This window comes from Dechloromonas sp. ARDL1, from assembly GCF_051122455.1.
Lineage (GTDB): Bacteria > Pseudomonadota > Gammaproteobacteria > Burkholderiales > Rhodocyclaceae > Azonexus.
This window is the reverse complement of sequence record NZ_CP168939.1, coordinates 1,007,555-1,033,984: the sequence shown is the minus strand read 5'-3', so window position 1 is coordinate 1,033,984 and position 26,430 is coordinate 1,007,555. Positions and strand designations below refer to the sequence as shown.

Below are 26,430 nucleotides of genomic sequence, written 5' to 3'. Positions count from 1 at the left end.
TAGCCTCGGCTGCCCGTTAGCTCTTTAAGCCCATGCATCCAGCCCTGAATATCGCCATCAAGGCGGCGCGTCGCGCCGGCCAGATCATCAATCGTGCGTCGAACGACATCGACCTGCTCAAGGTCGCCTCGAAGCAGCCCAACGACTTTGTGACCGAAGTCGACAAAGCCGCCGAGAAAGCCATCATCGAAACACTGCAGGAGGCATACCCAGGGTACGGCATTCTAGCAGAGGAGTCCGGCATCACCGCAGGCCAGGACTCCGAGTACCAATGGATCATCGACCCGCTCGACGGGACGACCAACTTCATCCACGGCATGCCGCAATATGCGGTCTCCATCGCCCTCGCCAAGTCCGGCATCGTCGAGCAAGCCGTTGTTTTCGACCCGAATCGCAACGAACTGTTCACCGCCAGCAAGGGCGCCGGCGCCTTCCTCAACGAACGGCGCATCCGCGTATCCCGCCGCACTCGCCTCGGCGAGGCACTGATCGGCACCGGCTTCCCCTACCGCATGTTCGACAAGATCGATCTCTACCTGGCCATCTTCAAGGAACTGGCCGAGAAAACCGCCGGCCAGCGCCGCCCCGGTGCCGCCTCGCTCGACCTCGCCTATGTCGCCTGCGGCCGTTACGACGGCTTCTGGGAATTCGGCCTCTCCCCCTGGGACATGGCAGCAGGCGCCCTGCTCATCTCGGAAGCTGGCGGCCTGGTCAGCGACTTGCGCGGTGATGCCAACTATCTCGAAACCGGCAACCTGATCGCCGGCACCCCCAAGGTATTTGCCCCCTTGCTGAAACTGATCGACGGACACCTTCCCGAAACGGTTCGCGGCTAAACCGAGTCCGCGCAAAAACAAAAAAGCGCCTGACGGCGCTTTTTTTGCTTCGACACCCAAGTTCGGGCGCAGCCGCCAATTCGAGTAACGCGAAGGCTAATCCAAATCATCATCCTCATCAGAGGCCTGCAACCACCACAACAAATCACCTGCCTGCAGGGGCATGGGAACCATCTGATTCCGCCGCCACTGAAATACCGGCCCATAGAGAACGTATCGGGCCATGACATCACCTTTCGACGTCACACCGAAAAACGGCCACCCCGATCGGATGAAATCCCTGATCTGCCTATCGGTCATCGCGCACCACAGGACCCCGTTCAACAACCATCACGCGCCCTGGCCAAAACATCTGCCGCTTCGTCAAATTGACTCGATTGACCGGTGTGTCCCTGGGAAAACGAGCCAAAGTAGCTCGCAAACTCCTCGTCGGAAAGCGCCGCATCCTCGGCATACGAAAGACGACGCTCGGCACACCGACGCCGCTCAAAACTCCCACCAGGGGGACCAATATCCCTCACCCGACGATCAACACGTGCTCTGCGCTCCATGTCCTTAGCACCCATACGTCATGACACGACTCGACCTTAGCGCCCAACCATGACAAATGCAAGCAACATCTGCCTCTCCAGAGGCAAACTATCGGCAGAGATAGTGCTTGTTTCTCATTTCGTCACTCATTTTCGACCTTGCGCCAACCGCGACGTTCCATGCATCCATGGATGCGGCGGACACTGGCATTGGTTACCGTGCCATCAATCGCCTGATCAGTCTGTGATTTACAGAACCGGATATCAACCTCGTAATCCGCTTCCGATGCCCCCGGTCTTGACCAATGCCAAGCAGGCTGGAAAAGCGAGCATCCTGCCATAGCCAACGAAATGGTCATCAAGGCAATGGTTTTCATGACATTCCCCGACAAAGTATTTTTCAGGAACGATACCAACAAAAAAGCGCCCCGGAGGGCGCTTTTCAAATGATCCTGGCGGAGAGGGCGGGATTCGAACCCGCGGTGGGCTATTAACCCACACACGCTTTCCAGGCGTGCGACTTAAACCGCTCATCCACCTCTCCGGGAAGCCGTGCATTCTAGCAGAATCGCCGAAATGGTCAAACAATCTTTCTGAGAAAAGCGAGTCCAACCCAGAGCAGAAGCAGGATTACGAAACAGGCAACCCCCATGGCCCTATCTGAGATACCTGGCATGATCATGGCCACAAGCTGCCTTGGCGCGCGGGTAATCAGGTCGAACAGCTGATAGATCCTGTTGCCCTCCCTCCCCCGCCCGGCCAGGATATACAGCATCCCCTGGCCGATCAGGCAAAGACCCAGCATCTCGATGATGGCGCGAACCGCGCTGATCAGAAACAGCAACATCCGCTTTATTCGTCTTCCAGACCGAATTCGATATCAATTTTCTTCATCTGCCGGTTGTACCACCAGATGATCACCAGGAAGAGTACCAATCCGCCCTGTGCGGCCATGTAAAAGCCCAGCGGAAAACCAAAGATGACGATCTGGTTGATATCCCGTGCAAACCAGGTCGTGCCAAAAGTCACGCTGATCCAGAGCACAAGCAGGGCAAAGGTCAGGCGCCTGGTCTTCCTCCAATAAAGATGGCGTTTACCTTTCATTAGTCCTTGCCGTTTGACAAACGAATCTTGATGAGGAAATCTTCGGCCCCCGACTCGGGTTGCGTCATCAGCGACACCACGACGATGGTGACGAAGCCTGCGATCACGCCGAACAAGCCAGCCGCCGTGGGTTGCACGTGGAACCAGGGATCCATTCCGAAACCGCTGATACCGAGCCAGGGAATGCTGTCGAACTCGACGCGAAGGATGTAGTAGAGCGACAAGGACACGCCAACAAGCATGCCGGCAAGCGCCCCCTTTCGGGTCGCTCGCTCCCAGAAAATACCGAGCACCAATGCCGGAAAGAAGGCTGACCCTGCAATCGAAAATGCCCAGGCAACCATGGAAAGGATGGTTCCCGGCTTTTCGGCTGCCACGGTTGCCGCAAGCACCGCCACCACCAGCAGCAAGGATTTGGAGATGACAAGGCGGAACTGTGTCGAGGCGTCGGGGCGGATGATGCGGTAGTAGACATCGTGAGACAGGGCACTGGTAATGGTGAGCAACAAGCCGTCAGCGGTGGAAAGCGCCGCCGCCAGTCCGCCGGCCGCAACCAGCCCTGAGATGACATAGGGCATGCCGGCAATTTCGGGGGTCGCCAGAACAATTACGTCCGGATTGAGCGAAAGCTCCGCCAATTGAAGTACCCCATCGAGATTGATGTCCTCGATACTGACCAAACCAACCTTGGCCCACGCTGTTACCCAGCCGGGTAGCTTGGCGATGGGGATTTCCGCCAGATGAGATAAAACCTCGTGCTTGGCGAACACGGCATAAGCGGGAGCCGTGATGTAAAGCAAAAGGATGAAGAGCAGCGACCAGAATACCGATTCGCGTGCTTCGTGCACGGTAGGCGTCGTGTAATAACGAACCAGCACATGCGGTAACGCAGCGGTACCGACGGTCAAGCAGAAAATCAGGGCCAGGAAGTTGATCCGCTGGATGTTCTGCTCCGCCTCTGTGTCACCGGGGAATGCCTCCGCATGATGGATCGGTTTGCGGCTTTGCTCGAGCGCTGCAAACATGGCTGTTTCCCAGCGCGCCTTGGCCTGCTCCGGATCGTGCGGCAACTCCCGGCGCTGACGCTCGAGAGCAACGATATCGCGCATTTGCGCGTCGCTGGCCTTGAGTTGATTGATCTGGGTCGACAGCTGCTCGCGCTCGTTGTTCAGCGACTGAGGCAGCTGCATGATTTTCTGGGCATAGACGTCGGCGCGCTCGTGAAACAGTTTACGCACTTGAATCTCGGCCGGCGAGTCGAACAGCCGGTTCTCCAGATGCGTGACTTTTTGTAGCACTTCGCCATAAACCAGTTGTGGAATCGGGTTACCCGTGACGTTGTACGACAGGATGGCGACCGGTGTGATGTAGGCGACGATCAGGATCAGGTACTGGGCGACCTGGGTCCAGGTCACTGCGCGCATACCGCCCAGGAATGAGCAGACGAGAATCCCCGCCAGCCCGACGAAAACACCGATTTCAAACTGTAAGCTGACAAAGCGGCTGGTAATGACGCCGACACCATAAATCTGCGCCACCACGTAAACGAAAGAAGCAAGGATGGCCGCCCCCACGGCAACGAGGCGGATCGAATTGCCGCCATAGCGAGCCCCGAGAAAATCCGGAATGGTGTACTGTTCGCAGCGCCGCAAATACGGTGCCAACAGCAGCGCCACCAGAACAAAACCACCGGTCCAGCCAATAACGTAAGCCAGGCCTTGAAAGCCAGACAGATAGAGGGTTCCCGCCATGCCGATGAACGAGGCGGCACTCATCCAATCGGCACCGGTTGCCATGCCGTTGAAGAAGGCCGGCACCCGCCGGCCAGCCACATAGTATTCCGACACATCTGAAGTGCGGCTGATGACCCCGATCAACGCATACATCGCGATGGTAAACATCAGGAATGCGTAACCGATCCACCGTGGCGGCATGCCATGCTGCTCGAGAACGGCCAGCGCCCCGATGAACAAGAGAAAACCGCCTGTGTAATACAGGTAATAGCGCTGCAGGCGGGTCAACGACCTCAGCATTGGGGAATACTAGTGCGTACGCCGCAGGAAGCTGCTGGCACGCGATTCATCGACCAGCCGGGCAGCCGTATCAATCTGCTTGCCAACCGCCCGTACCAGCAACATCTGGAAAAGACGGCCGAGGAGGAGTGTATTCGCCATCGCGTCACGCCGCCCTTCCCCGCCTCCCATCCCGAATATCTCTAGCCATTGATCAAGCGGCATCACCGTATGACCCTTGTCCTCGAACATCGATGGCATGAGCCAGGCCATATCCACCCATTGCGGCTGGAAATCGAGGCCAAGACGCTCCTTGTAGGCACGTTGCAGAAAGCCACCCACGTACGGAACGTGGTAGGTCACCATCGGCGCTTTGGCAGCAAAGAGCAGGAAAGCCATCAATTGGCGGTCGACGGCCGCCCCCTCACCATCGAGCGTCGAGAAATTGACATAAAAAGTATCATCCGGCTGGATTGCTCCCTGCCAGACACTGCCGGCGGCGATGCCCAGCAGTTGATCCTTTTCAGGATCGAGACCACTGCTGACGATATCGACGACCAGATAGCGGGTATGGAAATGAAGATCCTCGAGCGCCGGGGCATGGCTGCCGCGCCAGGCATCCAGCGACGCCCTGACGTCCTCCGACAATCCGCTCGGCGCGCCGCCGCGAAACAGGAATTTTTTGAGGCCGAGCATAATCAGTTCACCTGGTAATCAAGTTTGAGACGGGTCTGTATCTTGCGCGCCTGACGGAAGGATTCCTTGAGGATGCGGCGATCCAGTTCGTTCAAGGTTTCCGGATCGATCAGATTGTCGCCCTGCTTGCCCGGTTCGCCCTCCAGGTACTGGTGCTGCAAGCGTAGCAACTGGATGAAATTGAGCCCTTCGAGCACGGCGTTAATTTCATCGGCGCGGATGTTCAAGCGCTGCGCTGCCAGACGCAAACGCTGAATCGAATTGGTATTGTGCACGCCGCTGGCCATGGCATAGATACGCGCCACATCGACGAAAATCCGCGAACCGTATTTCTTAAGGTCGATCTTGCCGGGATGATCCGGCTCGAGATCGGTCAGGAAATCGCGAATCTTGCCGAGCGGCGGTTCGACATCGAGCGCGTTCTTGGCCATGGCGCGCAGGAACATGGGGTTGGAGGCTGTCAGGGCCAGCAAATGGCGGCGCATGGCCTCGGCCAACTCTGCTTTGCCGAACAAGGGCCGGAAATCGAAGAAGATCGTTGCGTTGAGCAAGGCGTCGGGATGCGGCTGGCGAATCCAGTTGCCGAACTGCTCCTTCCACTCGTCGAGCGTCAGGCACCACTGCGGATTGCTGGCCATGATGTTGCCCTTGCACAACGGGAAACCGCAACGATCAAGATCCTTGTTCACATCCAGGGCATAGGCCAGGAAGCGCTGCTTCAGCGCATCGACCGATGCACCTTCAGGCGGCTGGAAAACGATGCCGTTATCCTGATCCGTGCTGAAGGTCTGTTCGTCGCGCCCTTCCGAACCGAAAGCCAGCCACGCCCAGTCGATACCATCGAAAGCATGCTTTTCCAGATTGAGCTGGATGACGCGCCGGGTCAGCGCATCGTTGAGCGCCGAAATGAACTGGGTCAGTTGCTCCGACCCCACACCCTGGGCCAGCATATTGAAGGCCAGTTGGCGCACGTCGGCGGCAGCCTGTTGCAAGGCTTCGACATTGTGCGCGCCATCGATGGCCTGTCGAATCTGGCGCAAGCCGACACGCTGCAACGAGAAGAGGTCGCGCTCCGAGACCACGCCCGTCAGGCGACCTTCCGCGTCCGTCACCAGCACATGGCGGATACCATGCGTGGCCATGGCAAACATGGCATCGTACGCCGTGGCGTGCTCTTCGAGCATGAACGGACTCGGCGTCATCGCCTCGCCGACTGGCGTACTCAACGGCAATTCGGCCAACACCACGCGGTCGAGCAGATCGGTACGCGTGAACACGCCAACCGCCTTGCGATCCTCGCCGGCCACGACCAGCGAACCGACACCGGCTTGCGACATGGTTTCCAACGCGGCCCGCAGCGGCGTATCCGGCGTCACGGTAATCGGCGAACGCGAGCCGATGCCGGCCAGCGGCGAATTCAGCGTCTGCTGTTCGCTGGCGCGCTGGGCGAACTGGAGTTGCAACTGCCGACGCGACTGGTCGAGCAGGCTGGCGATGTACTGGGTGCAAAACAGGTTGAATTCCGGACTGGAGGCGACCAGCGCCAGAAAATCCTCGGCCGGCAACTGGTAGCAGAAGCTGTCCTCGACGGCCAGATAGACATTGGTGGACGGCCGCCCGGCGGTGACCGCACCGATTGGGAAGCCTTCCCCGGCGCCCAGGCTGAGGATGGAATACTCGGTCACCGTCACCTCGCCCGCTTGCCGCGCCTGAACCTTGCCGGACTCGATCAGATAGAAGTAACGGACGTTACCTGCGTCGGGGCCGATGATCTCGCTGCCGGCAGGATAAAACGCAATCTGCGCCTTTTCTGCGAATCGCTGCAGCGCATCGGGCTGCATTTTGTTGAACGGCGCATGATTGCGAAGAAATGCAATGGTATTGCCAGCCATGCGGGTGCGCCCCTTTTCGCGCAGCGTCATTTCCACCTGACCAACGACCATTTCCTGCCCTGTTTGCTGTTGCGTATTCACGACAACCTCGTTTTTCTTCAGAGTGCGTAGTTTAACTTGAGACGTTGTTGCAGGCGTTTGGCCTGCTTGAGCGCCTCACGGAGTATGGCCTGATCCATGTCGTTCAATGCAGCGGGCTTCAGACCGGAACCCGCCGTCACTCCGGCAGCTGCGGCAGCAATCTGCTGCGTCAGCCGCAGCCGCAGGATGTGGGAAAAAGCCGCGTCGAGACTGGCAAGCTCGATTTCCGGCAAACCGACCGCCTTGCCGGCCTGGTGCAGACGTTCCGAGGTATTAACGCTCGGTGTTCCGGCGGTCAGCGCGAAGATGCGGGCTGCGTCGACGAATATCCGACTGCCGAACTTCTTGAGGTCGACTTCCCCTGCCCCATTCACCGCGACCTCGCCACGGAAATTCAAGGGCGCTTCGGCATGCAGCGCATTCGCCGCCATCAGATGCTGGAAAGCCGGCGTACTGCTCGTCAGCGACAGCAACAAGGTGCGCAGTTGCTCGCCCAGGGCGAGATTTCCATGCAGCGGGCGCAGGTCGAAGAAGATGCAGGCGTTGAGCAAGGCTTCGGGCTCGGGACGACGCACCCACTCGATGAACTGCTCCCGCCACTCGTCGAGCGACAGGCACCAGGCTGGATTACCGGCCATGATCTTGCCCCGGCACAACGCAAAGCCGCAGTCGGCCAGGTGCTGATTCGCTTCCTGCGCGAAAGGCAGGAACAGGTCGCGCAAGGCGCCGGCTTCCTGCTCGCTGCTGGCATGGAAAAGCAGACCGTTGTCCTGGTCGGTAACGAAGGTCTGCTCGTGCCGCCCCTCGGAGCCGAGGGCCAGCCAGCACCAGGCCACTTGCGGCAGCCTATGGTTGCGCGCTGTCAGGTCGACAACCCGTGAAGACAGGCGATCGTTGAACAGCGAAATCAGACGAGTCGCCGCCACGCCATCCATGCCGCCGGCCAGCGCCCCCAACAGGTGCGCACGAACAGCATCAGCCAAGGCCGGCGCCTCGTCCAGAGTGGGCAGCGCATCAATCGCTGCAAAGAGATCGATACGCTGTTGGCAAAGCAGCAAAGGCGCAGTGCTCACGGCAATCAGTATTTCACCCGGGCGAAATAGGTCTTCTCGGCCGCTTCCAGCGCCTGACGCACTGTAACGATGCCCTTGTCTTCCAGCAGCTTGACCAGCTTGAGGAATACTTCGCCAGTCGCCAGTGCATCCTCCAGCGCGTTATGACGCGCGCCGATGGTGATACCGAGGCGCTCCAGGATCACGTCCAGCTTGTGCGACTCCTGGTTCGGATGCACCACGGCCGACAGCAGCAGCGTATCGAGTACCGGCTGCGTAAAGCGGATGCCGGTGCGCTCTTCCTTCAATTGCAGGAAACGCATGTCGAAAGCAGCGTTGTGGGCGATCAGCACCGTGTCTTCGCAAAACTCATGGAAGGCAGGCAGTACAACGTCGATGTTGGGCTGGCCGCGCACCATGTCCTCCGTGATGCCATGGATGGGAATGGATTCCGGCTTGAGGGGAATTTCCGGATCGACGATCTGATTGAAGGTTTCCTGGCGTAGCAATCGGTTGTTGACGATGCGCGCTGCGCCGATCTGGATGATCTCGTCGCCGTTGGACGGCTCCAGGCCGGTCGTCTCGGTATCGAACACCGTATAGGTCAGCTCGGACAGCTTGCGATCGAGGTCGATGGACTTGTCCTCGAACTTGAACAGGTCGAAATCGTAGTACTCCGGACGGCCGGTGACATGGCGCTCCTCGATCACCTGCTCGGCTTCCGGGATGGCTACCGGCAGCACGAAGCGGAAGAAGGCCCGGTGCGCGGCCTTCTCGCGCTCGTACCAGATTTCGCCGCCATGGCGGTCGATGACCTCGCGCAGGGTCAGCGGCGAGCTTTCGCTGCCGATCTGCATCGACTCCATTTCCCAGGTGTAGAAAGTCTCCGACGACATCGCCGGGCCGGCCCAGATCAGGTCGAGATAGGCCAACTTGCCATTGGAGGTCAGCCGGAAGCGCAGTTCGCGCGGTGCATAGTGATCCTGCAGCTTGGACGCCAGCGAGACCAGGGCGAAAACCAGCGAGAAACTGTCTGCCTTGATCCACAGATTGTCATCCATTTCCTCTGTCTTGGTCGGCAGCTTGAGCTTATCGTCGATGCGACGCTGGGCAGCGGCGACGATATCGATGCCCAGCACATCTTCCAACGGCCAGCGCGTCTTGATGGCATCGGAAAACTGGTTCATGGTCTGATCGATAACCTGGCTGCGCTTGGCGACCTCGTCGTCGATGACGTGCAGGAAGCGCTGGCGCAACTCCGGCTCCATGTCCGGATAGTCGATCAGGTTGGCCACCGCCGCCCGGATGTTACCGATCGCCGAGCGGCTGCCCTGAGTCAGCGTGTGCAACGCCCGATCGCGGCGCTCTTCTTCCTCGATGCTGCGCGTGATGTTCTCGACGGTCAGCACGTAGCCCGACATCGACGCCTCGCCCGCCCCACCGAGCACCGGCACCATCTGGATACGCAGCAGCTGGCCGCCGCGCGTGGTGGTGATGAAATTGGCGATTGCCGTCTTGCCGTTGGCCAGACGCTGGTGAATGACCTCGCGGGCATGCTCGACCTGGCTCTTTTCCAGAATCGAGAAGATCGAACGCCCCAACCCGATCAGCGCCCCGCCGGCCACCGAGGTCGGCCCTTGGGACAGCGCCTTGAACTGCAGCCGGGCACGGTTGTTGTAGAGCAGGATGCGACCGTCGAGGTTGCAGACGACGACAGCCTGCGCCAGTTCCGACATCAGCGCCGCCAGCCGGTTTTTTTCCTCCTCGACCGAGGCCTTGGCGCGGGCGATCTGCGAATCGACGTCGTCCATCAACGCATCGCGCTGCTGCGCCAGGTCGTTGGCGGCCTGCGCCAACTGCTGAACCTCGGGAGGTCCTTCCGGCGCCACGCGGAAATTGCGGTTGGCCCCGAGCATCAGGCGCAGCGTTTCTGCCATACGCAGCAGACCTTCGACGTATTGCTTGAACAACCTGTGCAACACCAGCACGCCGATCACGAAACCGAACAGCGTCATCATGGTGCCGACCGGCAGGCGGGAAACCAGCAGCTCGGTCAGCATGTTGCGCTCCGCCTCCTTCATGTCCAGCCAGACGAGCAGCGAGGTGACGACGAACGGGCCGGTCATGAGCAGACCGAGCACGACCACGGCGAGGATGAAACGATGTTTTGCCTTCATGGCAGGCATCCCGGAATGGTTGGTTATTGTTGCGAACAGCCTCCGGCAGCAAACCGGAAAGTGTCGGAATCAGGCCATGCCGAGCATGCCCTTGACCTTGACCACCAGATCCTTGGTCGAGAACGGCTTGGTCACGTAGGCGTCGGCGCCGATGGCCAAGCCCTTGGCCACCTCGGTCTCCCGCCCCTTGGCGGTGAGCATGACGACCTGCAGCCCGGCCTTCTCCGGATCGGCGCGCAAGGCTTCGCAAACCTCGAAGCCGGATTTCTTCGGCATCATGACGTCGAGCAGCACGAGATCGGGCCGGAAGCTATCGACCTTGGCGAGCGCTTCTTCGCCGTCGACGGCGACGGCAACCTCGAAACCTTCCTTTTTCATCAGGAATTCGAGCGAGATGACAATGTTGGGTTCGTCATCGACGATAAGGATTTTTTTGGTCATGCGTTCAGTCTCCCTTTGTTATTCCTCCGATGCCGGCAACGGCACCGTGAAAATGAAATTCGCACCCGCTCCCGGGTGGCTTTCAACCCACAGCTTACCACCGAAATATTCGATGATCTGCCGGCTGATCGGCAGCCCGAGCCCGGTGCCTTGCGGCTTGTCGGTCAGGGTATTTCCACCCTGACGGAATTTCTCGAAAATGACATCGCATTCCTCGCTGGTCAGGCCCGGACCATTGTCGGCCACCTCGACCCGAACCATGCGCCCGTCGACGCCAACACTGACATGCACCCGACCGCTTTCGGCCGGCACAAACTTCACCGCATTGGACAACAGGTTGATCAGCACCTGAGTCAGGCGGTCGCTGTCAGCCAGCACCACCGGACCGACAGCCGGAATATCGCCATCCAGGGCCACGCCCTTCTCGCGGAACAATTGCTCGAGCGAGCCCATCGTTTCACGGGCGATCGATCCAATATCGACCTCGCCGGTCGTCCACTCGGCCCGCCCAGACTCCAGCTTGGCGAGGTCGAGAATCTGGTTGATCAAGCGTGTCAGGCGCTCCGTTTCATGAACGATGATACCGAGGAAACGCCGTCGGTTAGCCAGGTCGATGCGCGGGTCTTCATGCAGCATTTCCGACAGTGCCCGAATCGAGGTGAGCGGCGTGCGCAATTCGTGGGTCACCGTGGAGATGAAGTCATCCTTCATGCGATCGACTTCGCGCAGACGTTCGTTCGCCTCGCGCAATTCGCCGGTCGCGGCCTCAAGTGCCTTCTGCTTGACCTCCAGTTCTCGACTATAGGCCCGGACCTGGGTAGCCTCGTCGAGGATGTCGAGGACCTCATCCAATCCGAGGTCCTCTTCCTCGGCTACCGACGCGACCATCACGCGAGCACTCGCCGAACCGATTGCACCGGCTAGTTCAGCCTCGGCGAAATGAACAAACTCGGCATCGGCCGGCAGCTTGCGCCAATCGCCTACCCCCCGGCCCTGAGCGTAGAGCGCCAGCTGCTGCCGCGCCCGGCCGGCGCCGAGAAAACGCTCAAGTAGACGAACCAGGGCATCCAACGACGCCTTGCCACGCCACAGCCGCGCTTCAGCATTCCGGCGATCGAAGCGGAAGACATCGACGAAGCGCTCGGCCTGGCTGGCCTCGACCGCATCCGGCCGCGAATTGAGCGAAACAGCGACGTAGCAGCCTATATTGGCCAGCATGCTCCACCACAGGCAATGCGAAATCTCATCCATGCCGCCCAGCCCAAAGAGCATCTGCGCCTTGAGCCAGGAAATTCCGAACAGCCCTTGATCGACGAAGCCGCTGGAAATCCATCCCGATTTGGCAAACGACGGCAGCAACAGGGTATACAACCAGACGACGAAGCCTGCCGACAGCCCGGCCACGGCACCGGCACGTGTCCCCTGCTTCCAGTACATGCCGCCGAACATGGCCGGGGCGAACTGGGCAACGGCGGCAAACGAAATCAGTCCGATGCCGACCAGCGCGTAGGCCTCGCCGGCCGCCCGGAAATAGATGTAGCCGAGCAGCACGATCAGGGCGATGGCAACCCGCCGGATGCCGATCAGCAAGCCCGACAGATCCAGTTGCTGCCTGGTCTGGAGCCAGGCCGAACGCAGCAACCAGGGCATGACCAGATCGTTGCAGACCATGGTCGACAGCGCGATGGTCTCGACGATGACCATCCCGGTGGCAGCCGACAGGCCGCCGATGAAGGCGAGCAGCGCCAGCGCCTCGGCACCGCGAGCAAGCGGCAGGGTCAGCACAAAGGTGTCCGGGTTGATGCCCTGGCCGTCGAAATGCAGCAAACCACCAAGCGCCAGCGGCAAGACGAAGATATTGATCAGCAGCAGGTAGAGCGGAAACAGCCAGACCGCCCGCTTGACGTGCGACTCGTCCACATTCTCGACAACGATGATCTGGAACTGGCGCGGCAGGAAAACGATCGCCAATCCGGAGAGCACGATCAAGGCGGTCCACGTCCCGGCGCGTGACGAATCAAGCTGCAGCAACCGGTCGAAATCGGCAGTCGCCGCAGCGCGCTGAAAGAGATCGCCAAGGCCACCATACATGCCGTAGGTGACAAAGATACCGACCGCCAGGAAGGCCAGCAGCTTGACCACCGACTCGAAGGCCACGGCCGCCACCATACCCTCGTGGCGCTCGGTGGCATCGAGGTGGCGGGTTCCGAACAAGATGGAAAACAGCGCCAGGATTGCGGCGATCAGGAAGGTCGAATCCAACCCAAGCCAGACACCGCTACGTCCGGAATGTGCAAGCAGGACATCGACACTGGCCGCCATGGCCTTGAGTTGCAAAGCGATGTAAGGCACCACCCCGATCACCGCGATGACCGTCACCATGCCCGCCAGCAGTTGGCTCTTGCCGTAACGTGAGGCGATGAAGTCGGCAATCGATGTGATGCGCTGCGCCTTGCTGATGCGAATCATCTTGACGATGACGCTGACGAACAGCAGCATCAGCGTCGGTCCCAGATAGATGGTGAGGAAGGAAAGGCCACCCGATGTCGCGCGACCGACGCTGCCGTAGAAAGTCCAGGAAGTGCAATAGACGGCCAGAGATAACGCGTAAACGTTGGCCGAGATGATCGACTTGCCGGCATCCGCCCGCGCATCGCCGAAGCGGGCGACTGCGAACAGCAGGCCGAGATAGGCCACCGACAATAGCGCGATGAACCAGCCGGAAAGCGCCACTTACTTGCTCCGCCCTTCGGCAACCCTGGCTGCCAGGGCGATCAGCCCGGCCCATACGCCAAAAAGATACAGGTAGCCGGCTGGAATTCCTCCCAAGCTACCGCCGGGCAAACTGAGCAAGGGATAGGTCAGCAATGGAATGCCAAGCAGCGCGAGGGCAGCCAGGCGCTGGCGAGTTGGGCTTGAGCGTTTCATACGCCACCCCGCAAAAATAAAAACGGCCGGCACGCCAAGCGTGCCAGCCGTTCGGGAATGCAGTCTGATGCGACCACACGGGAAGTCACCTTATGGGCGACCATTGTCTCCTCCTTGCCCCTTGTTCTGTCAGGATGATGTGGCAAGGCCATCATCCCTGTTGATCGTATCAAGCGGGCAGCCGAAGGCTAGCCCGCAGGCCACCGGGTTTCACCATCGGCAAAACCCGGCATGCTCGCCTTAGCCCTTCAGCTGCTCCAGAATGGCCGGGTTCTCGAGAGTCGAGGTATCTTGCGTGAGTTCCTCGCCCTTGGCCAGGCCACGGAGCAGACGGCGCATGATCTTGCCGGAGCGGGTCTTCGGCAGGTTGTCACCGAAACGGATGTCCTTCGGCTTGGCGATCGGACCGATCTCCTTGCCCACCCAGTCGGAGAGTTCCTTGATGATGCGCTTGGCGTCGTCACCAGTCGGGCGCTGGCCCTTGAGCACGACGAAGGCCACAATCGCTTCACCGGTCAGGTCATCCGGACGGCCGACAACGGCAGCCTCGGCAACCAGCGGATTGGCGACCAGAGCGGATTCGATTTCCATGGTGCCCATGCGGTGACCGGAAACGTTCAGCACGTCGTCGATACGGCCGGTAATGGTGAAGTAGCCGGTATCCTTGTCACGGATCGCGCCGTCGCCGGCAAGGTAATACTTGCCCTGGAAATCGGCCGGATAGTAGGACTTCACGAAACGCTCCGGATCGCCCCAGATGGTGCGGATCATGGACGGCCACGGCTTCTTGCAGACCAGGATGCCGCCCTGGCCCCAGGGCAGATCGGCACCGGTCTCGTCGACCACGGCGAACTGGATGCCCGGGAACGGCAGGGTGCAGGAGCCAGGAACCAGCGGGGTGGCGCCCGGCAGCGGGGTGATCATGTGACCACCGGTTTCGGTTTGCCAGAAGGTATCGACGATCGGGCAGCGGCCGCCACCGACGTTGTCATAGTACCACTGCCAGGCAGCCGGATTGATCGGCTCGCCAACCGAACCGAGGATACGCAGCGACGACAGGTCGTAGCTCTTCGGATGCACGGCGGGGTTGGTGTCGGCAGCCTTGATCAGCGAGCGGATCGCGGTCGGAGCGGTGTAGAAGATGGTGGCCTTGTGATCCTGGATCATCTTCCAGAAACGGCCGGCGTCCGGGTAGGTCGGCACGCCTTCGAAGACGATTTCGGTCGCGCCGCAGGCAAGCGGGCCGTAGGTGATATAGGTGTGACCCGTCACCCAGCCGATGTCGGCCGTACACCAGAAGGTATCCGTCGGCTTGATGTCGAAGGTCCACTTCATGGTTAGGATGGCATGCAGCAGGTAGCCACCGGTGGAGTGCTGGACGCCCTTCGGCTTGCCGGTGGAACCCGAGGTGTAGAGCAGGAACAGCGGGTGTTCGGCTTCGACCCATTCCGGTTCGCAGGTTTCCGGCTGGTTGGCCAGACCGTCGTGCAGCCACTCGTCACGGCCGGCGAGCATGTTGACGTCGCCACCGGTGCGCTTGAAGACGATGACGTTCTTGACGGATTCACAGCCGCCCATGGCGAAGGCTTCGTCGGCGATCGGCTTGAGCGGGATGGCCTTGCCGCCGCGGAACTGGCCGTCGGAGGTGATCAGCATGACAGCGCCGGCATCGTTGATACGATCGCGCAGCGACTGGGCGGAGAAGCCGCCGAAAACGATGGAGTGCGGAGCGCCGATACGAGCACAGGCCTGCATGGCGACGATGCCTTCGATGGTCATCGGCAGATAGATGACGACGCGGTCGCCCTTCTTGACGCCCTTGGAACGCAGCAGGTTGGCCATCTTGCAGACCTTGGCCAGCAGTTCCTTGTAGGTTACCTTGGTGACTTCGCCGTTGTCGGCTTCGAAGATAATGGCGACCTTGTCGCCCAGACCGGCTTCGACATTGCGGTCGAGGCAGTTGTAAGAAACGTTCAGCTTGCCATCGGCAAACCACTTGAAGAACGGAGCATTGGACTCATCGAGAACCTGGGTGAATGGGGTTTTCCAGGTGATGAATTCGCGGGCACGCTTGGCCCAGAAACCTTCGTAGTCGGCTTCTGCTTCCGCGCACAGCGCCTTGTAGGCGTCCATCCCGGAAACCGCCGCATTCTTGACGATTTCGTCAGACGGATAGATAAGCTGCACGGACTCATTCGACATATTTTTCTCCTCTGCGGTACTTCGCAATTATGTTGAAACAACCGATCGGATCTCGGGCTTTCCCCCGGGACGTTTAAAGCCGCGCAAGCTGGAGAACACCTCATTCCCCTCGCCAGCGTTGAGGCGGCATTAGACCCGGATAATCTTACAAAGGACTTACGAAATCACGCTGCGGCGCAACAATTCAACAGGCTTTCATGACACCCGACGGCCCACTTCGCCCATGGTAAAATCGCCCCCCCAACCTACAGCCTTCCCGATGATGAGTTCGCCCATAAAATTCCTCGAATCGTTCATCTTTGCCAGCCGCTGGATTCAGGCCCCGCTCTACGTCGGCCTGATCGTCGCCCAAGTTGTTTACTGCTGGCTGTTCATGGTCGAGTTGAGCCATCTGGTAACCGGCGCCTTCGGACCTCACCAGATGACCGAAACCGACATCATGCTGATCGTCCTCGGCTTGATCGACGTGGTCATGATCGCCAACCTGCTGGTCATGGTCATTGTCGGCGGCTACGAAACCTTCGTCTCGCGCCTCGACCTGGATGACCACCCCGACCAGCCCGAATGGCTTTCGCACGTCAATGCCGGCGTCCTCAAGATCAAGCTGTCGACGGCCATCATCGGCATTTCGTCGATCCACCTGCTGAAGAGCTTCATCAATGCCGCTAACCTGACCGAGCACACGCTAATGTGGCAGGTCGTCATTCATGTCGTATTCCTTTTCTCCGCCCTGGCTATGGCCCTTGTCGACAAGACCATGACCCAGACCCTTGCCCTGCAACATCAAAAACACCACTAAAACCGGAGTTCTTGCATGACCGCCATTAAACAGGAAGACCTGATCCAGTCCGTCGCCGATGCCTTCCAGTACATCAGCTACTACCACCCACTGGATTACATCAAGGCCTTGGGTGAAGCCTACGAGCGCGAGGAATCTCCCGCCGCCAAGGACGCCATCGCCCAGATCCTGACCAACTCCCGCATGGCCGCCGAAGGCCATCGCCCGATCTGCCAGGACACCGGTATCGGCATGGTCTTCATCAAGGTCGGCATGCAGGTCAGCTGGCCGGATGCCACCATGAGCATCCAGGAAATGATCAACGAAGGCGTCCGTCGCGCCTACGCCAACCCGGACAACCCGCTGCGCGCCTCGGTGCTGGCCGACCCGGCGGGAACCCGCAAGAACACGAAGGACAACACCCCGGCGGTCGTGCATTTCGAAATCGTCGAAGGCCACCACGTCGAAGTCATCTGTGCGGCCAAGGGCGGCGGCTCGGAAGCCAAGTCCAAGTTCGCCATGCTCAACCCGTCCGACGACCTGGTCGACTGGGTTCTGAAGAAGATTCCGGAAATGGGCGCCGGCTGGTGTCCGCCGGGCATCATCGGCATCGGCATCGGCGGCACGCCGGAAAAGGCCATGCTGCTGGCCAAGGAATCGATCATGGCGCCTGTGGACATCCACGAACTGAAGGCCCGCGGTCCGAAGAACCGTGCCGAGGAACTGCGCCTCGAACTGTACGAGAAGGTCAATGCCCTCGGCGTCGGCGCCCAGGGCCTGGGCGGCCTGACCACCGTGCTCGACGTCAAGGTGCTCGACTACCCCTGCCACGCCGCCAACCTGCCGATCGCGTTGGTGCCGAACTGCGCCGCCACCCGCCACTGCCATTTCCATCTCGACGGCTCCGGCCCGGCCAAGATCGAGCCGCCGAAGCTGGAAGACTGGCCCGCCGTCACCTGGACGCCGGACCTCAAGTCCGCCACCCGCGTAGACCTGAACACCCTGACCAAGGAGCAAGTCGCCGCCTGGAAACCGGGCCAGAAGCTGCTCCTCAACGGCAAGATGCTGACCGGCCGCGACGCCGCCCACAAGCGCATCGCCGACATGCTGGCCAAGGGCGAAAAGCTGCCGGTGGACTTCACCAACCGCGTCATCTACTACGTCGGCCCGGTCGACCCGGTGCGTGACGAAGTCGTCGGTCCAGCCGGCCCGACCACCGCCACCCGCATGGACAAGTTCACCCGCATGATGCTGGAACAGACCGGCCTGATCTCCATGGTCGGCAAGTCCGAACGCGGACCGACCGCCATTGCGGCGATCAAGGACAACAAGTCGGCCTACCTGATGGCTGTGGGCGGTGCCGCCTACCTGGTGGCCAAAGCCATCAAGTCGGCCAAGGTGGTCGGCTTTGCCGACCTGGGCATGGAAGCCATCTACGAATTCGATGTCGAGAACATGCCGGTGACGGTGGCTGTCGATTCGTCCGGCACCAGCGTGCACGAAACCGGCCCCAAGGAATGGCAGGTCAAGATCGGGAAGATTCCGGTCAAGTCCTGATAGCTGATCCACATGGAACCCGGCTCCGGCCGGGTTTTTTACACCCCACTGCACGAACAACATCAGACTCTGCACCTCGGCATGTTCCGCAAATTCCGCATTGCCATTCTTATCTTCATACTCGCCACGGTCGGCCTCGGAGCATGGCGTGCCAACGCCCGGCTGACCACATGGGAGCATTCCGTTCACGTGGCGATCTACCCGATTGCTGCCGACGACTCACCTGCGACGCGAAGCTACCTGAACCACCTGAGCATTGATAGCTTCGAAGATATCGCGCAATGGATGCAAACCGAAAGTAATCGCCACGGACGCTCGGTTTTGCAACCCATCGTGTTGCACTTGGCATCGCCCTTGACGGATAAACCGCCGCTCGCCCCGAGCCACCCGAGCGCACAGGAGGCCATCCTGTGGAGCCTGAAACTGCGCTGGTGGGCATCACAAAACGATGCGATCGCCGGGCCCAAACCTCAGGTGCGCCTGTTCGTCCTCTTCCACGATCCGGAACTGAACAGCAGGACACCGCATTCCACCGGCCTCGCCAAGGGCCAGATCGGTTTGATCCACGCTTACGCCAACCGTCAGCAACGACGGCAGAACAACGTGGTGATTGCCCACGAACTGCTGCACACCTTTGGCGCAACCGACAAATACGACCTCGCCACGCTACAGCCCATCCACCCGCAAGGCTATGCCGAGCCGCAACGCACCCCGCGCTTGCCGCAAGCTCGCGCCGAAATCATGGGCGGGCGCACCCCCATCGATGAAGTCACATCCGAAATTCCGGCTAGCCTAACGGAAACAGTTATTGGCCAAGAGACGGCAAGAGAAATCGGCCTGTTGCGAACGGATCGCTGAAAGCCGCCTGACTTCGCGGCGCATCCCGAGCGGCCTCAAACCGTATTGGGATGCTCTGCTCAGAGCATTCGCTCAGTCCGCGCTTTATCCCACAGCCGCCGCTTCAAGTCGTCGATCGGCAAACCAAGGCGGAAGCTGCTTTCGATCTCCTTCAGCAGCGGAATCAACTGCAAACCAACCGTCCCGAGACAGGGGCGCAAGACCGCCGGATCGACCGACGCAAGCAGTTCCTTGAGCCGCGGAACAAACGCCTCGCAACTACCCTCCTCGGTCCCCTTGGCATCGGCTTTGGCGACCACCCGGTTCCCTCCGGCACGCTGCGCATCGTCGAGACGGGTATCGGCCAGATTCATCAACTCCTGCCCGGAAAGAGAAACGCCATCATCAGGAATCACGGCAACGCCGGCACTGACAGTCAGGTCGATACGCTGACCGCGAACCGCGATTTGCGCCGTCGCCATTGCCTTGCAAATGCGGTTCGCGAATCCTGAACAGATTGCACTCGTCGTCGCAGGCGCAATGATGACGATCCGTCCGCCCGGAAGCTGACTGATCACGTCTTCCGGCCTGATTTTCCTGGCAACCATGAAGGAAAATTTCTCGACCGTTCGCGCGACAAGGTCCTCGCCATGGCGGGCAATCAGGTCGTGGTAATGGTCAAGACCAAAGGCCAGAATGCCCACCCCGCGCCCTTCGAGAGCGCCGGGAAGCATTCTTGCGAATGCTGCCTCCAGGCTATCCTGCGCGCACACTGGACTGCCATGCCCAAGATGCTCCTCGACCTGCCCAGCCGAGTCCGGACCGGATGGTTCTAGTCCCGCCATGCCCCCCAACGTTCCGAGAACATCGCTGACACCGACATCGGTGCGCATCGCCAAATCTTCCGGATGCGTTTCGGCCGACACGGCAACAGCGGGAAACGCTTCAAGACCCGCAGCATCAGATTCCTCGCGGACATCGTGCGAAAGCCCCAGGAGCATGGATGCCACACTCTCCAACGAGGTATGGCTGGAATCCTTGGCAACAAAATCGGTTACACCGCGTGCCCGAGCGTGCATCCGCTCCGATTCGCCAAAGGAATTTGAAACAACGAGAAAGAAAGGAAGCGATTTGAGGCGTGACAATTTGCTTTCGCGAATACGCTCCAACAAATCCAGACCATCAAGCTTCGTCAGGCTAACGCCAGAGACAACACCGACAATAGCGCTATCGAGAACCAGCGTCTGCCAGGCAGACTCACCGCTAGCCTCCTCACGAACATCGAAATGCTCAGCCAGCTGTTTGGACAACGATGCGCGAACCACTTTCGAGGCATCAGCAACCAGAACTTTTCGCTTCAATGTCATCTCTTTGTCAGCATCCCAGATGCGTTTCAAACGCCTGGATCATTTACTTCCCAAAGATGAGAGTGTAAGCGAGGTACGGTAGCAGCCGTCAAGAATCGAAGACGAAAATCCTTGTTCCCTATAAATACAAGCACTTGATCGAACGACACTCCGCCGATTTCCCCCCGCCCGAGCGACATCCAGGGTATTTCCTGGAAAGTGTGGAATACGCCACACACTACGCACCCAGCATCGCGCTACCTTAGCCTCAGGAGGAAAACGACATGACAACAACCGCCAGCATTATCCTGTTCAAGAATGAATTCGTAGCCACATTGAGCGATGGTTGCCGTATCCAAAAATCTGAACTGCGCGAATTGGCCGATGCGCTGATTCACGCTGGCGTTCATATCAACGGCGTGCAATTTGAGTGGAACGGCAGCTCGGGGCAACGGATGATCACCGCCGGACAACAGGTTGCATTCCGCGCCGAGATGCGGCGCCTGGAACGCCGCCAGGTCAAGGGACTCGCCGTCGCGGCTTGAGCGACAAACGATAGACGACCGTGCCTCCATACCCCTACTGACAGAACGCTTGATTTTCCCGAATGACTCAGCGATAGTTCGTAACCATCACGATTTTATCTGAACCGACTTCCGATGAACGCTACCCGTACACTCCGCCCCGCCACTGCCTGCGCAGTGCCGCCGGTCGTCGTATGCGTAGTTAAGGTAGGCGTCGTAACGCACGCGCCGTCGCGGGTCAGGTAAACAAAACACCAGGAATTCACCAACCCCCGCCGGCCAAAACCGGCGGGGGTTTTGTTTTGGAGCCCGCCGGTTGAGCCAACAACCCAAAGGAATCTCCATGACAGAAACACTGAACGGCGCCCAAATCACCGTGCGACTGCTTGAACGCCAGGGTGTCCGCACCGTCGCCGGCATCCCCGGCGGTGCCATCCTGCCGATCTACGATGCACTCGGGCAGTCGCCCATCATCCATCACGTGCTGGCCCGGCATGAGCAGGGGGCTGGTTTCATGGCCCAGGGCATGGCCCGCGCCACCGGTCAGACCGCAGTCTGTCTAGCCTCTTCAGGCCCAGGTGCAACCAACCTGCTGACAGCGATCGCCGATGCCAAGCTTGATTCGATTCCACTAGTCGCCATCACCGGCCAGGTTCCCAAGGCCATGATCGGCACCGACGCATTCCAGGAAGTCGACACCTACGGTCTGTCGATCCCGATCACCAAGCACAACTTCCTGGTCTCCTCGGCCGAGGAACTCCTGGATGTCATCCCACGCGCCTTCGAACTCGCTGCCTCAGGCCGCCCCGGCCCGGTGCTGGTCGACATTCCCAAGGACGTGCAGTTGCAAGCAATTGAGATTGATGAGTGGCCGGTACCCGGTCAGCGCCAAGCGCCGCTGCAGGCCGACGGTTGGGCGTTATCCGAAGCGGCAGCGATGATCAACGCCGCCAAGCGCCCGATCCTTTACCTAGGCGGGGGCGTCGTTCATTCAGCTGCCTCGGGGCTGGCCGTTCAACTTGCCGAAAAGGCCGGCTTGCCGACCGTGATGACCTTGATGGGGCTGGGCGCCATGCCGGTCGACCATGCATTGTCCCTGGGCATGCTCGGCATGCACGCCGCCCGCTACACGAACCTTGCGCTGGACGAATGCGATCTTCTGGTTGCCGTCGGCGCCCGCTTCGACGACCGTGCAACCGGCAAGGTCGCCGCCTTCTGCTCGCAGGCGAAAATCATTCACATCGATATCGACCCGGCCGAACTGGACAAGATCAAGAGTGCCCACATCGGCATCACGGCCGATGTTGCGGAGGCGCTAACCCGGCTGATACCGGCGGTTGCAGAGAACCGGCGAACCCAATGGCTGCAGCGTGTCGCAGATCTCAAGTCCGAAAATCCCCTGGCGATGCCCGACATGGATAATCCGCTGTCGCATTTCGGCTTGATCCGCACCGTCGCTGCCTGCCTCGACAATGAGGCCACCATCACCACCGACGTCGGCCAGCACCAGATGTGGGTTGCCCAGGCCTACCCCCTGCGTCGCCCCAGGCAATGGCTCACCTCAGGCGGACTGGGCACCATGGGCTTCGGCGTCCCTGCCGCCATCGGTGCTGCACTAGCCGAACCGGAGCGGACGGTGGTGTGCTTTACCGGCGACGGCTCGATCCTGATGAACATCCAGGAACTGGTCACCGCGGCTGAAGAAGGCGCGAACGTCAAGATCGTGCTGATGAACAATGCGACCCTTGGCCTGGTGCATCAGCAGCAGACGCTGTTCTATGGCGAGCGCCTATTCGCCTCGCAATTCAAGAGCACCCCCGATTTCGTCAAGGTAGCTCAGGGTTTCGGCATTGCGGCCATCGATCTCGCTCAGGTCGCCAACCCTTGCGCAGCGCTGATGGAAGCCATCAACCGGCCCGGCCCGTGTCTGATCCATGCTCGCATCGATGCCGAGCAAAAAGTCTACCCCATGGTGCCGCCGGGTGCTGCCAACCGCGACATGATCGGAGCCTGAACATGAATGCCATTAACCGCCACGAACAAAACGCGCTGTCCCGCGCCGTACTGGAAATTGACGTCAACAACCACGCTGGCGTCATGTCGCACGTCGTCGGCTTGTTCTCACGCCGCGCCTACAACGTGGAAGGCATCCTCTGCCTGCCGCTGGGCGACGGCAGCCGTAGCCGGATCTGGCTGCTGGTCAACGAAGACCAGCGCTTGCCGCAAATGATGAAGCAGGTTGACAAACTCGAAGACGTTATCGGCATTCGACGCCACAATGCCGACCATGCAGTCTTCCAGAATCTGGAGAATTTTTTCCGGGCTTGAGGAAGTAATCAGGAAGTTGCCGGTGCAAGCCGGCACTTCCGCTTGTATTCATGGATCAGCTCAAGCTCCTCGTCACTGATTGACTCAAAACGCAAGCCAACCAGTCGCAGGTTGCCGACACGACGTATCCGCATCACGCTGACATACGCCTCGATGGCGCCGCCCAAATCCGGCGATTCAATACGGCATATACCCACCTCGCCGCTCGGTTTGGCCCCCAGAACGCGCTCCTCGATCAGCACCCCGACACCGGATACCGAAATATCGGAAGCCGGCAGCCGCAGGTTTTTTCCTCCCAGGCTGAGGTGAATCTCTCCCAGCAGGCGAACACGAGGCGAACGGCGACGTTCTTTCACAGTGGCATTCCAATCGAACTAGCGAAGCTGCATTTTCACACGAGCAATGCCAAAGCGTATAGCCGCGCCGTACCCGGTAAACAAGAGCCCTCGCCAAAACAGTCAATTTCCCAAATATTTCAAAGGCATAACCACACCTTTCGGGGTCGTGGCGAACTCACCAAAAATTGACCCACATCAATATTGCCCCTTCGGAAATAGCGGAAAGTGTTGCCACAATTTTGCCAACATCGTTTCAGAGCACCACGCACTTGGCCTCCGCGTCACTGTTGGCTCACCTCATAACAGCCCTTCTCAAGCACCAGGGGCACCAAAAGTTGTGACTACGGGAGAATGGACATGCCTATCATTTGGGAAAGCAAGCTGGACACCGGAATCGACGTCATCGACTCCCAGCACCGCCGCATCGTCGATTACATCAATGATCTGGAAATTGCCAAGACCAAGGGTGACAAGGCGATGGTTACCGATGTCATCGAGCAGTTGATCGACTACACGCAATCCCACTTCGGTTTCGAAGAATCGATGATGGAAGAAGCCGGCTACAAATTCATCAAGCCGCACAAGAAAGTCCACGAACTCTTCATCAAGCGGGTCACCGAATTCACAATGCGCGCCGCCAAGGGCGAGGATATCGCTGACGAACTGCACTCCATGTTGGCCAAGTGGCTGCTGAACCACATTGCCAACGAAGACCGCGACTACGCCGACTCGGTGAAGCAAATGGTCGGCCCCGAAGCGGCGCACCACGAAGTTGCACACCCAAAGGCGGAAGCTCGTGCCGGTTTCATTTCTGGTTTGCTCGGCCGTTTTTTCCGCTAAACGAAGCCGTCGGCAAAGCGCGCCAGGTCGTCGACCGGCGTGCTTCCGCACATAACGCCACGCGCCGCATCAAATCGGCAACCGCTTGCCGACGCTATACTTCGGCTCATTGCAACCCACCGCCGAATCATGACGACAAGCATCCGCTGGCAAAGCGCCCACACCTACTCCGACATTCTTTACGAAACCGCCGAGGGCATCGCTAAGATATCCATCAACCGGCCCGAGCGGCGCAATGCCTTTCGCCCGGAAACCGTCGAACAGTTGATCGACGCCTTTCATCGCGCCCACCACGACAACACCATCGGCACCATCATCCTGACCGGCGCGGGTAGTGAAGCCTTCTGCTCCGGCGGCGACCAGAAGGTGCGCGGAGAGGAAGGCTACATCGACGAAGGCGGTACCCCACACCTCAACGTGCTCGACCTGCAAATGCAGATTCGCCGCCTGCCCAAACCGGTGGTGGCCATGGTTGCCGGCTTTGCCATCGGCGGTGGTCATGTCTTGCATCTGGTCTGTGACCTCTCCATTGCAGCCGACAATGCCCGCTTCGGGCAAACCGGACCGCGCGTCGGCAGCTTCGATGCCGGCTTGGGCGCCGGACTCATGGCACGCACCATCGGCATGAAACGCGCCAAGGAAATCTGGCTGCTCTGCCGTCAGTACGATGCCGCCACGGCACTCGACTGGGGGTTGGTGAATGCGGTCGTACCGGTCGACAAGCTGGAAGAAGAAACGGTGAACTGGTGTCGCGACATGCTCAAGCTGTCGCCGATGGCACTGCGCATGATCAAAGCCGGCTTCAATGCCGACACCGACGGCCTGGCCGGCATCCAGGAACTGGCGGGCAACGCCACCGGACTCTTCTACATGACCAACGAAGGCCAGGAGGGTCGCAACGCCTGGCTCGAACGTCGCCCACCCGACTTCGGCAAGTATCGCAAACGTCCGTGAAGATCGTCGTCGCCGACTGGCTGCCTTACGCGCTGCCCCTGAAACGCTCGTGGCGCACCAGCAAGGGCGAAATCGTCCAGCGCAGAGGCCGCCTGCTGCGCCTGCGCTCCGGCGACGGCCGATATGGCTGGGGTGACTCGGCCCCGCTGCCCGAATTCGGCATTGTCGACGCAGCAGCCGACGCCTTCGCCGAAGAAAGCGCCCACCTCGATCTCGTCGCCAAACGCGCCGGCCGGCCCCTACATCAATGGCTGAGCGGCGATACGCCGGTTACCGAGCTGGCAGTCAACAGTAATCTCGGTTGTTTGTCGGACGACACCCCTTCCTTGCTGGAAAGGGCTGCGGTACAAGGCTTTTCGGTGGTCAAACTGAAGGTTGGCGTCAGTCCGGTCGCCGAGGAAATCGCCCGGTTACGCCAACTCGCCTCATCCTCAGCGCAACAAATTTCATGGCGACTCGACGCCAACGGCGCATGGAGCCTGGCCGAGGCAAAGGCTTTCGTATCAGGCTGCATCAACCTTCCCATCGAAGGGCTCGAGGAGCCACTGGCCACCCCCGATCGCCCTGCACTGGGGAGTCTGCAATCGATGGCGCCCTGGCCTATCGCCCTCGACGAATCGATACAACTGATCGACGACGGTTTCTTTCGCCACCCATTCGTCCGGCGCCTGGTCATCAAACCCGCTCGGCACGGCGGGTTGCTATCCAGCATCGAACTGGCGCTACGCGCCCGTTCTGCCGGCATCGAAACAACCGTCACATCCGGTCTGGAAAGTGCCTGCGGCCTTGCGGCCTGCGCCCAATTGGCAGCCGCCGTCGCCCCGGAAAGCGTACATGGGCTGACGACTGCCGACTGGTTTGCCTCGGACACCGGGACACCGTACCCCGTTATCACCGGCCGGATGCAATTACCAACCGTTGCCGGCCTCGGGTTCACACCACACGACAGCTTCGCTTGCGCATCCCCCAGCAAGTAG

24 protein-coding genes and 1 tRNA gene are annotated in these 26,430 nt (G+C 60.0%); 10 read left to right on the top strand and 15 right to left on the bottom strand.

Annotated elements, in window-relative coordinates; all coding sequences use genetic code 11:
* Window positions 1-32: 32 nt before the first annotated feature.
* Window positions 33-836, top strand: a complete 804-nt coding sequence (locus AB6Q56_RS05090) for an inositol monophosphatase family protein (RefSeq protein WP_434516038.1) — start codon at window positions 33-35, stop codon at window positions 834-836.
* Window positions 837-1,509: 673 nt separating this feature from the next.
* On the opposite strand, the gene AB6Q56_RS05085 is transcribed toward AB6Q56_RS05090, so the two are convergent.
* The 13 genes from AB6Q56_RS05085 to acs form a co-directional block, all read right to left on the bottom strand.
* On the bottom strand, window positions 1,510-1,743 hold the full coding sequence (locus AB6Q56_RS05085; RefSeq protein WP_434516037.1) for a hypothetical protein: 234 nt from the start codon (window positions 1,741-1,743) through the stop codon (window positions 1,510-1,512).
* A gap of 76 nt (window positions 1,744-1,819) precedes the next feature.
* A tRNA-Ser gene (locus AB6Q56_RS05080) sits at window positions 1,820-1,910 on the bottom strand.
* Window positions 1,911-1,946: 36 nt separating this feature from the next.
* Window positions 1,947-2,213: a hypothetical protein gene (locus AB6Q56_RS05075; protein ID WP_434516036.1), complete on the bottom strand. Its 267-nt coding sequence runs from the start codon at window positions 2,211-2,213 to the stop codon at window positions 1,947-1,949.
* A 5-nt stretch (window positions 2,214-2,218) separates the two neighbouring features.
* Window positions 2,219-2,470, bottom strand: coding sequence for a DUF4212 domain-containing protein (locus AB6Q56_RS05070; RefSeq protein WP_434516035.1), 252 nt, complete (start codon window positions 2,468-2,470; stop codon window positions 2,219-2,221).
* Entirely contained in the window at window positions 2,470-4,503 is a 2,034-nt protein-coding gene (locus AB6Q56_RS05065) for a sodium:solute symporter family protein (protein ID WP_434516034.1), read from the bottom strand. Before AB6Q56_RS05065 ends, AB6Q56_RS05070 begins: the two co-directional genes overlap by 1 nt.
* Window positions 4,504-4,512: 9 nt before the next feature.
* Window positions 4,513-5,178: a hypothetical protein gene (locus AB6Q56_RS05060; RefSeq protein WP_434516033.1), complete on the bottom strand. Its 666-nt coding sequence runs from the start codon at window positions 5,176-5,178 to the stop codon at window positions 4,513-4,515.
* Window positions 5,179-5,180: 2 nt separating this feature from the next.
* Window positions 5,181-7,121: a DUF294 nucleotidyltransferase-like domain-containing protein gene (locus AB6Q56_RS05055; RefSeq protein ID WP_434517132.1), complete on the bottom strand. Its 1,941-nt coding sequence runs from the start codon at window positions 7,119-7,121 to the stop codon at window positions 5,181-5,183.
* Window positions 7,122-7,168: 47 nt separating this feature from the next.
* Entirely contained in the window at window positions 7,169-8,224 is a 1,056-nt protein-coding gene (locus tag AB6Q56_RS05050) for a DUF294 nucleotidyltransferase-like domain-containing protein (RefSeq protein ID WP_434516032.1), read from the bottom strand.
* Between the two features lie 5 nt (window positions 8,225-8,229).
* Window positions 8,230-10,380: an exonuclease domain-containing protein gene (locus AB6Q56_RS05045; protein WP_434516031.1), complete on the bottom strand. Its 2,151-nt coding sequence runs from the start codon at window positions 10,378-10,380 to the stop codon at window positions 8,230-8,232.
* Window positions 10,381-10,449: 69 nt separating this feature from the next.
* Window positions 10,450-10,821: a response regulator transcription factor gene (locus AB6Q56_RS05040; RefSeq protein ID WP_434516030.1), complete on the bottom strand. Its 372-nt coding sequence runs from the start codon at window positions 10,819-10,821 to the stop codon at window positions 10,450-10,452.
* Between the two features lie 18 nt (window positions 10,822-10,839).
* Complete coding sequence (locus AB6Q56_RS05035) at window positions 10,840-13,554, bottom strand: ATP-binding protein (protein ID WP_434516029.1); 2,715 nt, start codon at window positions 13,552-13,554, stop codon at window positions 10,840-10,842.
* Window positions 13,555-13,749, bottom strand: coding sequence for a hypothetical protein (locus tag AB6Q56_RS05030; protein WP_434516028.1), 195 nt, complete (start codon window positions 13,747-13,749; stop codon window positions 13,555-13,557).
* 240 nt (window positions 13,750-13,989) lie between these two features.
* The gene (gene acs / locus AB6Q56_RS05025; RefSeq protein WP_434516027.1) at window positions 13,990-15,951 is read right to left on the bottom strand and encodes an acetate--CoA ligase; all 1,962 of its coding nucleotides are present in this window, start codon (window positions 15,949-15,951) and stop codon (window positions 13,990-13,992) included.
* A gap of 259 nt (window positions 15,952-16,210) precedes the next feature.
* Here acs and AB6Q56_RS05020 point away from each other — a divergent pair, with 259 nt between their 5' ends.
* Genes AB6Q56_RS05020 through AB6Q56_RS05010 form a run of 3 tightly spaced genes read left to right on the top strand, consistent with a single transcriptional unit; the run spans window position 16,211 to window position 19,144 of the window.
* The gene (locus AB6Q56_RS05020; RefSeq protein WP_434516026.1) at window positions 16,211-16,750 is read left to right on the top strand and encodes a TIGR00645 family protein; all 540 of its coding nucleotides are present in this window, start codon (window positions 16,211-16,213) and stop codon (window positions 16,748-16,750) included.
* A gap of 15 nt (window positions 16,751-16,765) precedes the next feature.
* Entirely contained in the window at window positions 16,766-18,286 is a 1,521-nt protein-coding gene (locus AB6Q56_RS05015) for a fumarate hydratase (protein WP_434516025.1), read from the top strand.
* A gap of 12 nt (window positions 18,287-18,298) precedes the next feature.
* Complete coding sequence (locus AB6Q56_RS05010; RefSeq protein ID WP_434516024.1) at window positions 18,299-19,144, top strand: hypothetical protein; 846 nt, start codon at window positions 18,299-18,301, stop codon at window positions 19,142-19,144.
* 59 nt (window positions 19,145-19,203) lie between these two features.
* Here the strand turns inward: AB6Q56_RS05010 and AB6Q56_RS05005 are convergent, their stop codons facing one another.
* Window positions 19,204-20,520, bottom strand: coding sequence for a GGDEF domain-containing response regulator (locus AB6Q56_RS05005; RefSeq protein ID WP_434516023.1), 1,317 nt, complete (start codon window positions 20,518-20,520; stop codon window positions 19,204-19,206).
* Window positions 20,521-20,753: 233 nt separating this feature from the next.
* Between AB6Q56_RS05005 and AB6Q56_RS05000 the strand changes: the two genes are divergently transcribed.
* From AB6Q56_RS05000 to ilvN, 3 genes are all read left to right on the top strand, one after another.
* Complete coding sequence (locus AB6Q56_RS05000) at window positions 20,754-21,014, top strand: hypothetical protein (RefSeq protein ID WP_434516022.1); 261 nt, start codon at window positions 20,754-20,756, stop codon at window positions 21,012-21,014.
* A gap of 322 nt (window positions 21,015-21,336) precedes the next feature.
* A complete protein-coding gene (ilvB, locus tag AB6Q56_RS04995; protein WP_434516021.1) occupies window positions 21,337-23,007 on the top strand; it encodes an acetolactate synthase large subunit in 1,671 nt (556 codons plus the stop codon).
* 2 nt (window positions 23,008-23,009) lie between these two features.
* Entirely contained in the window at window positions 23,010-23,321 is a 312-nt protein-coding gene (gene ilvN / locus AB6Q56_RS04990) for an acetolactate synthase small subunit (RefSeq protein ID WP_434516020.1), read from the top strand.
* A gap of 8 nt (window positions 23,322-23,329) precedes the next feature.
* On the opposite strand, the gene AB6Q56_RS04985 is transcribed toward ilvN, so the two are convergent.
* The gene (locus AB6Q56_RS04985; RefSeq protein ID WP_434516019.1) at window positions 23,330-23,677 is read right to left on the bottom strand and encodes a PilZ domain-containing protein; all 348 of its coding nucleotides are present in this window, start codon (window positions 23,675-23,677) and stop codon (window positions 23,330-23,332) included.
* A 339-nt stretch (window positions 23,678-24,016) separates the two neighbouring features.
* Between AB6Q56_RS04985 and AB6Q56_RS04980 the strand changes: the two genes are divergently transcribed.
* From AB6Q56_RS04980 to AB6Q56_RS04970, 3 genes are all read left to right on the top strand, one after another.
* Entirely contained in the window at window positions 24,017-24,499 is a 483-nt protein-coding gene (locus tag AB6Q56_RS04980; RefSeq protein WP_434516018.1) for a bacteriohemerythrin, read from the top strand.
* Window positions 24,500-24,628: 129 nt separating this feature from the next.
* Window positions 24,629-25,453, top strand: a complete 825-nt coding sequence (gene menB, locus AB6Q56_RS04975; protein WP_434516017.1) for a 1,4-dihydroxy-2-naphthoyl-CoA synthase — start codon at window positions 24,629-24,631, stop codon at window positions 25,451-25,453.
* A complete protein-coding gene (locus AB6Q56_RS04970) occupies window positions 25,450-26,430 on the top strand; it encodes an enolase C-terminal domain-like protein (RefSeq protein ID WP_434516016.1) in 981 nt (326 codons plus the stop codon). The genes menB and AB6Q56_RS04970 overlap by 4 nt, the downstream gene beginning before the upstream one ends.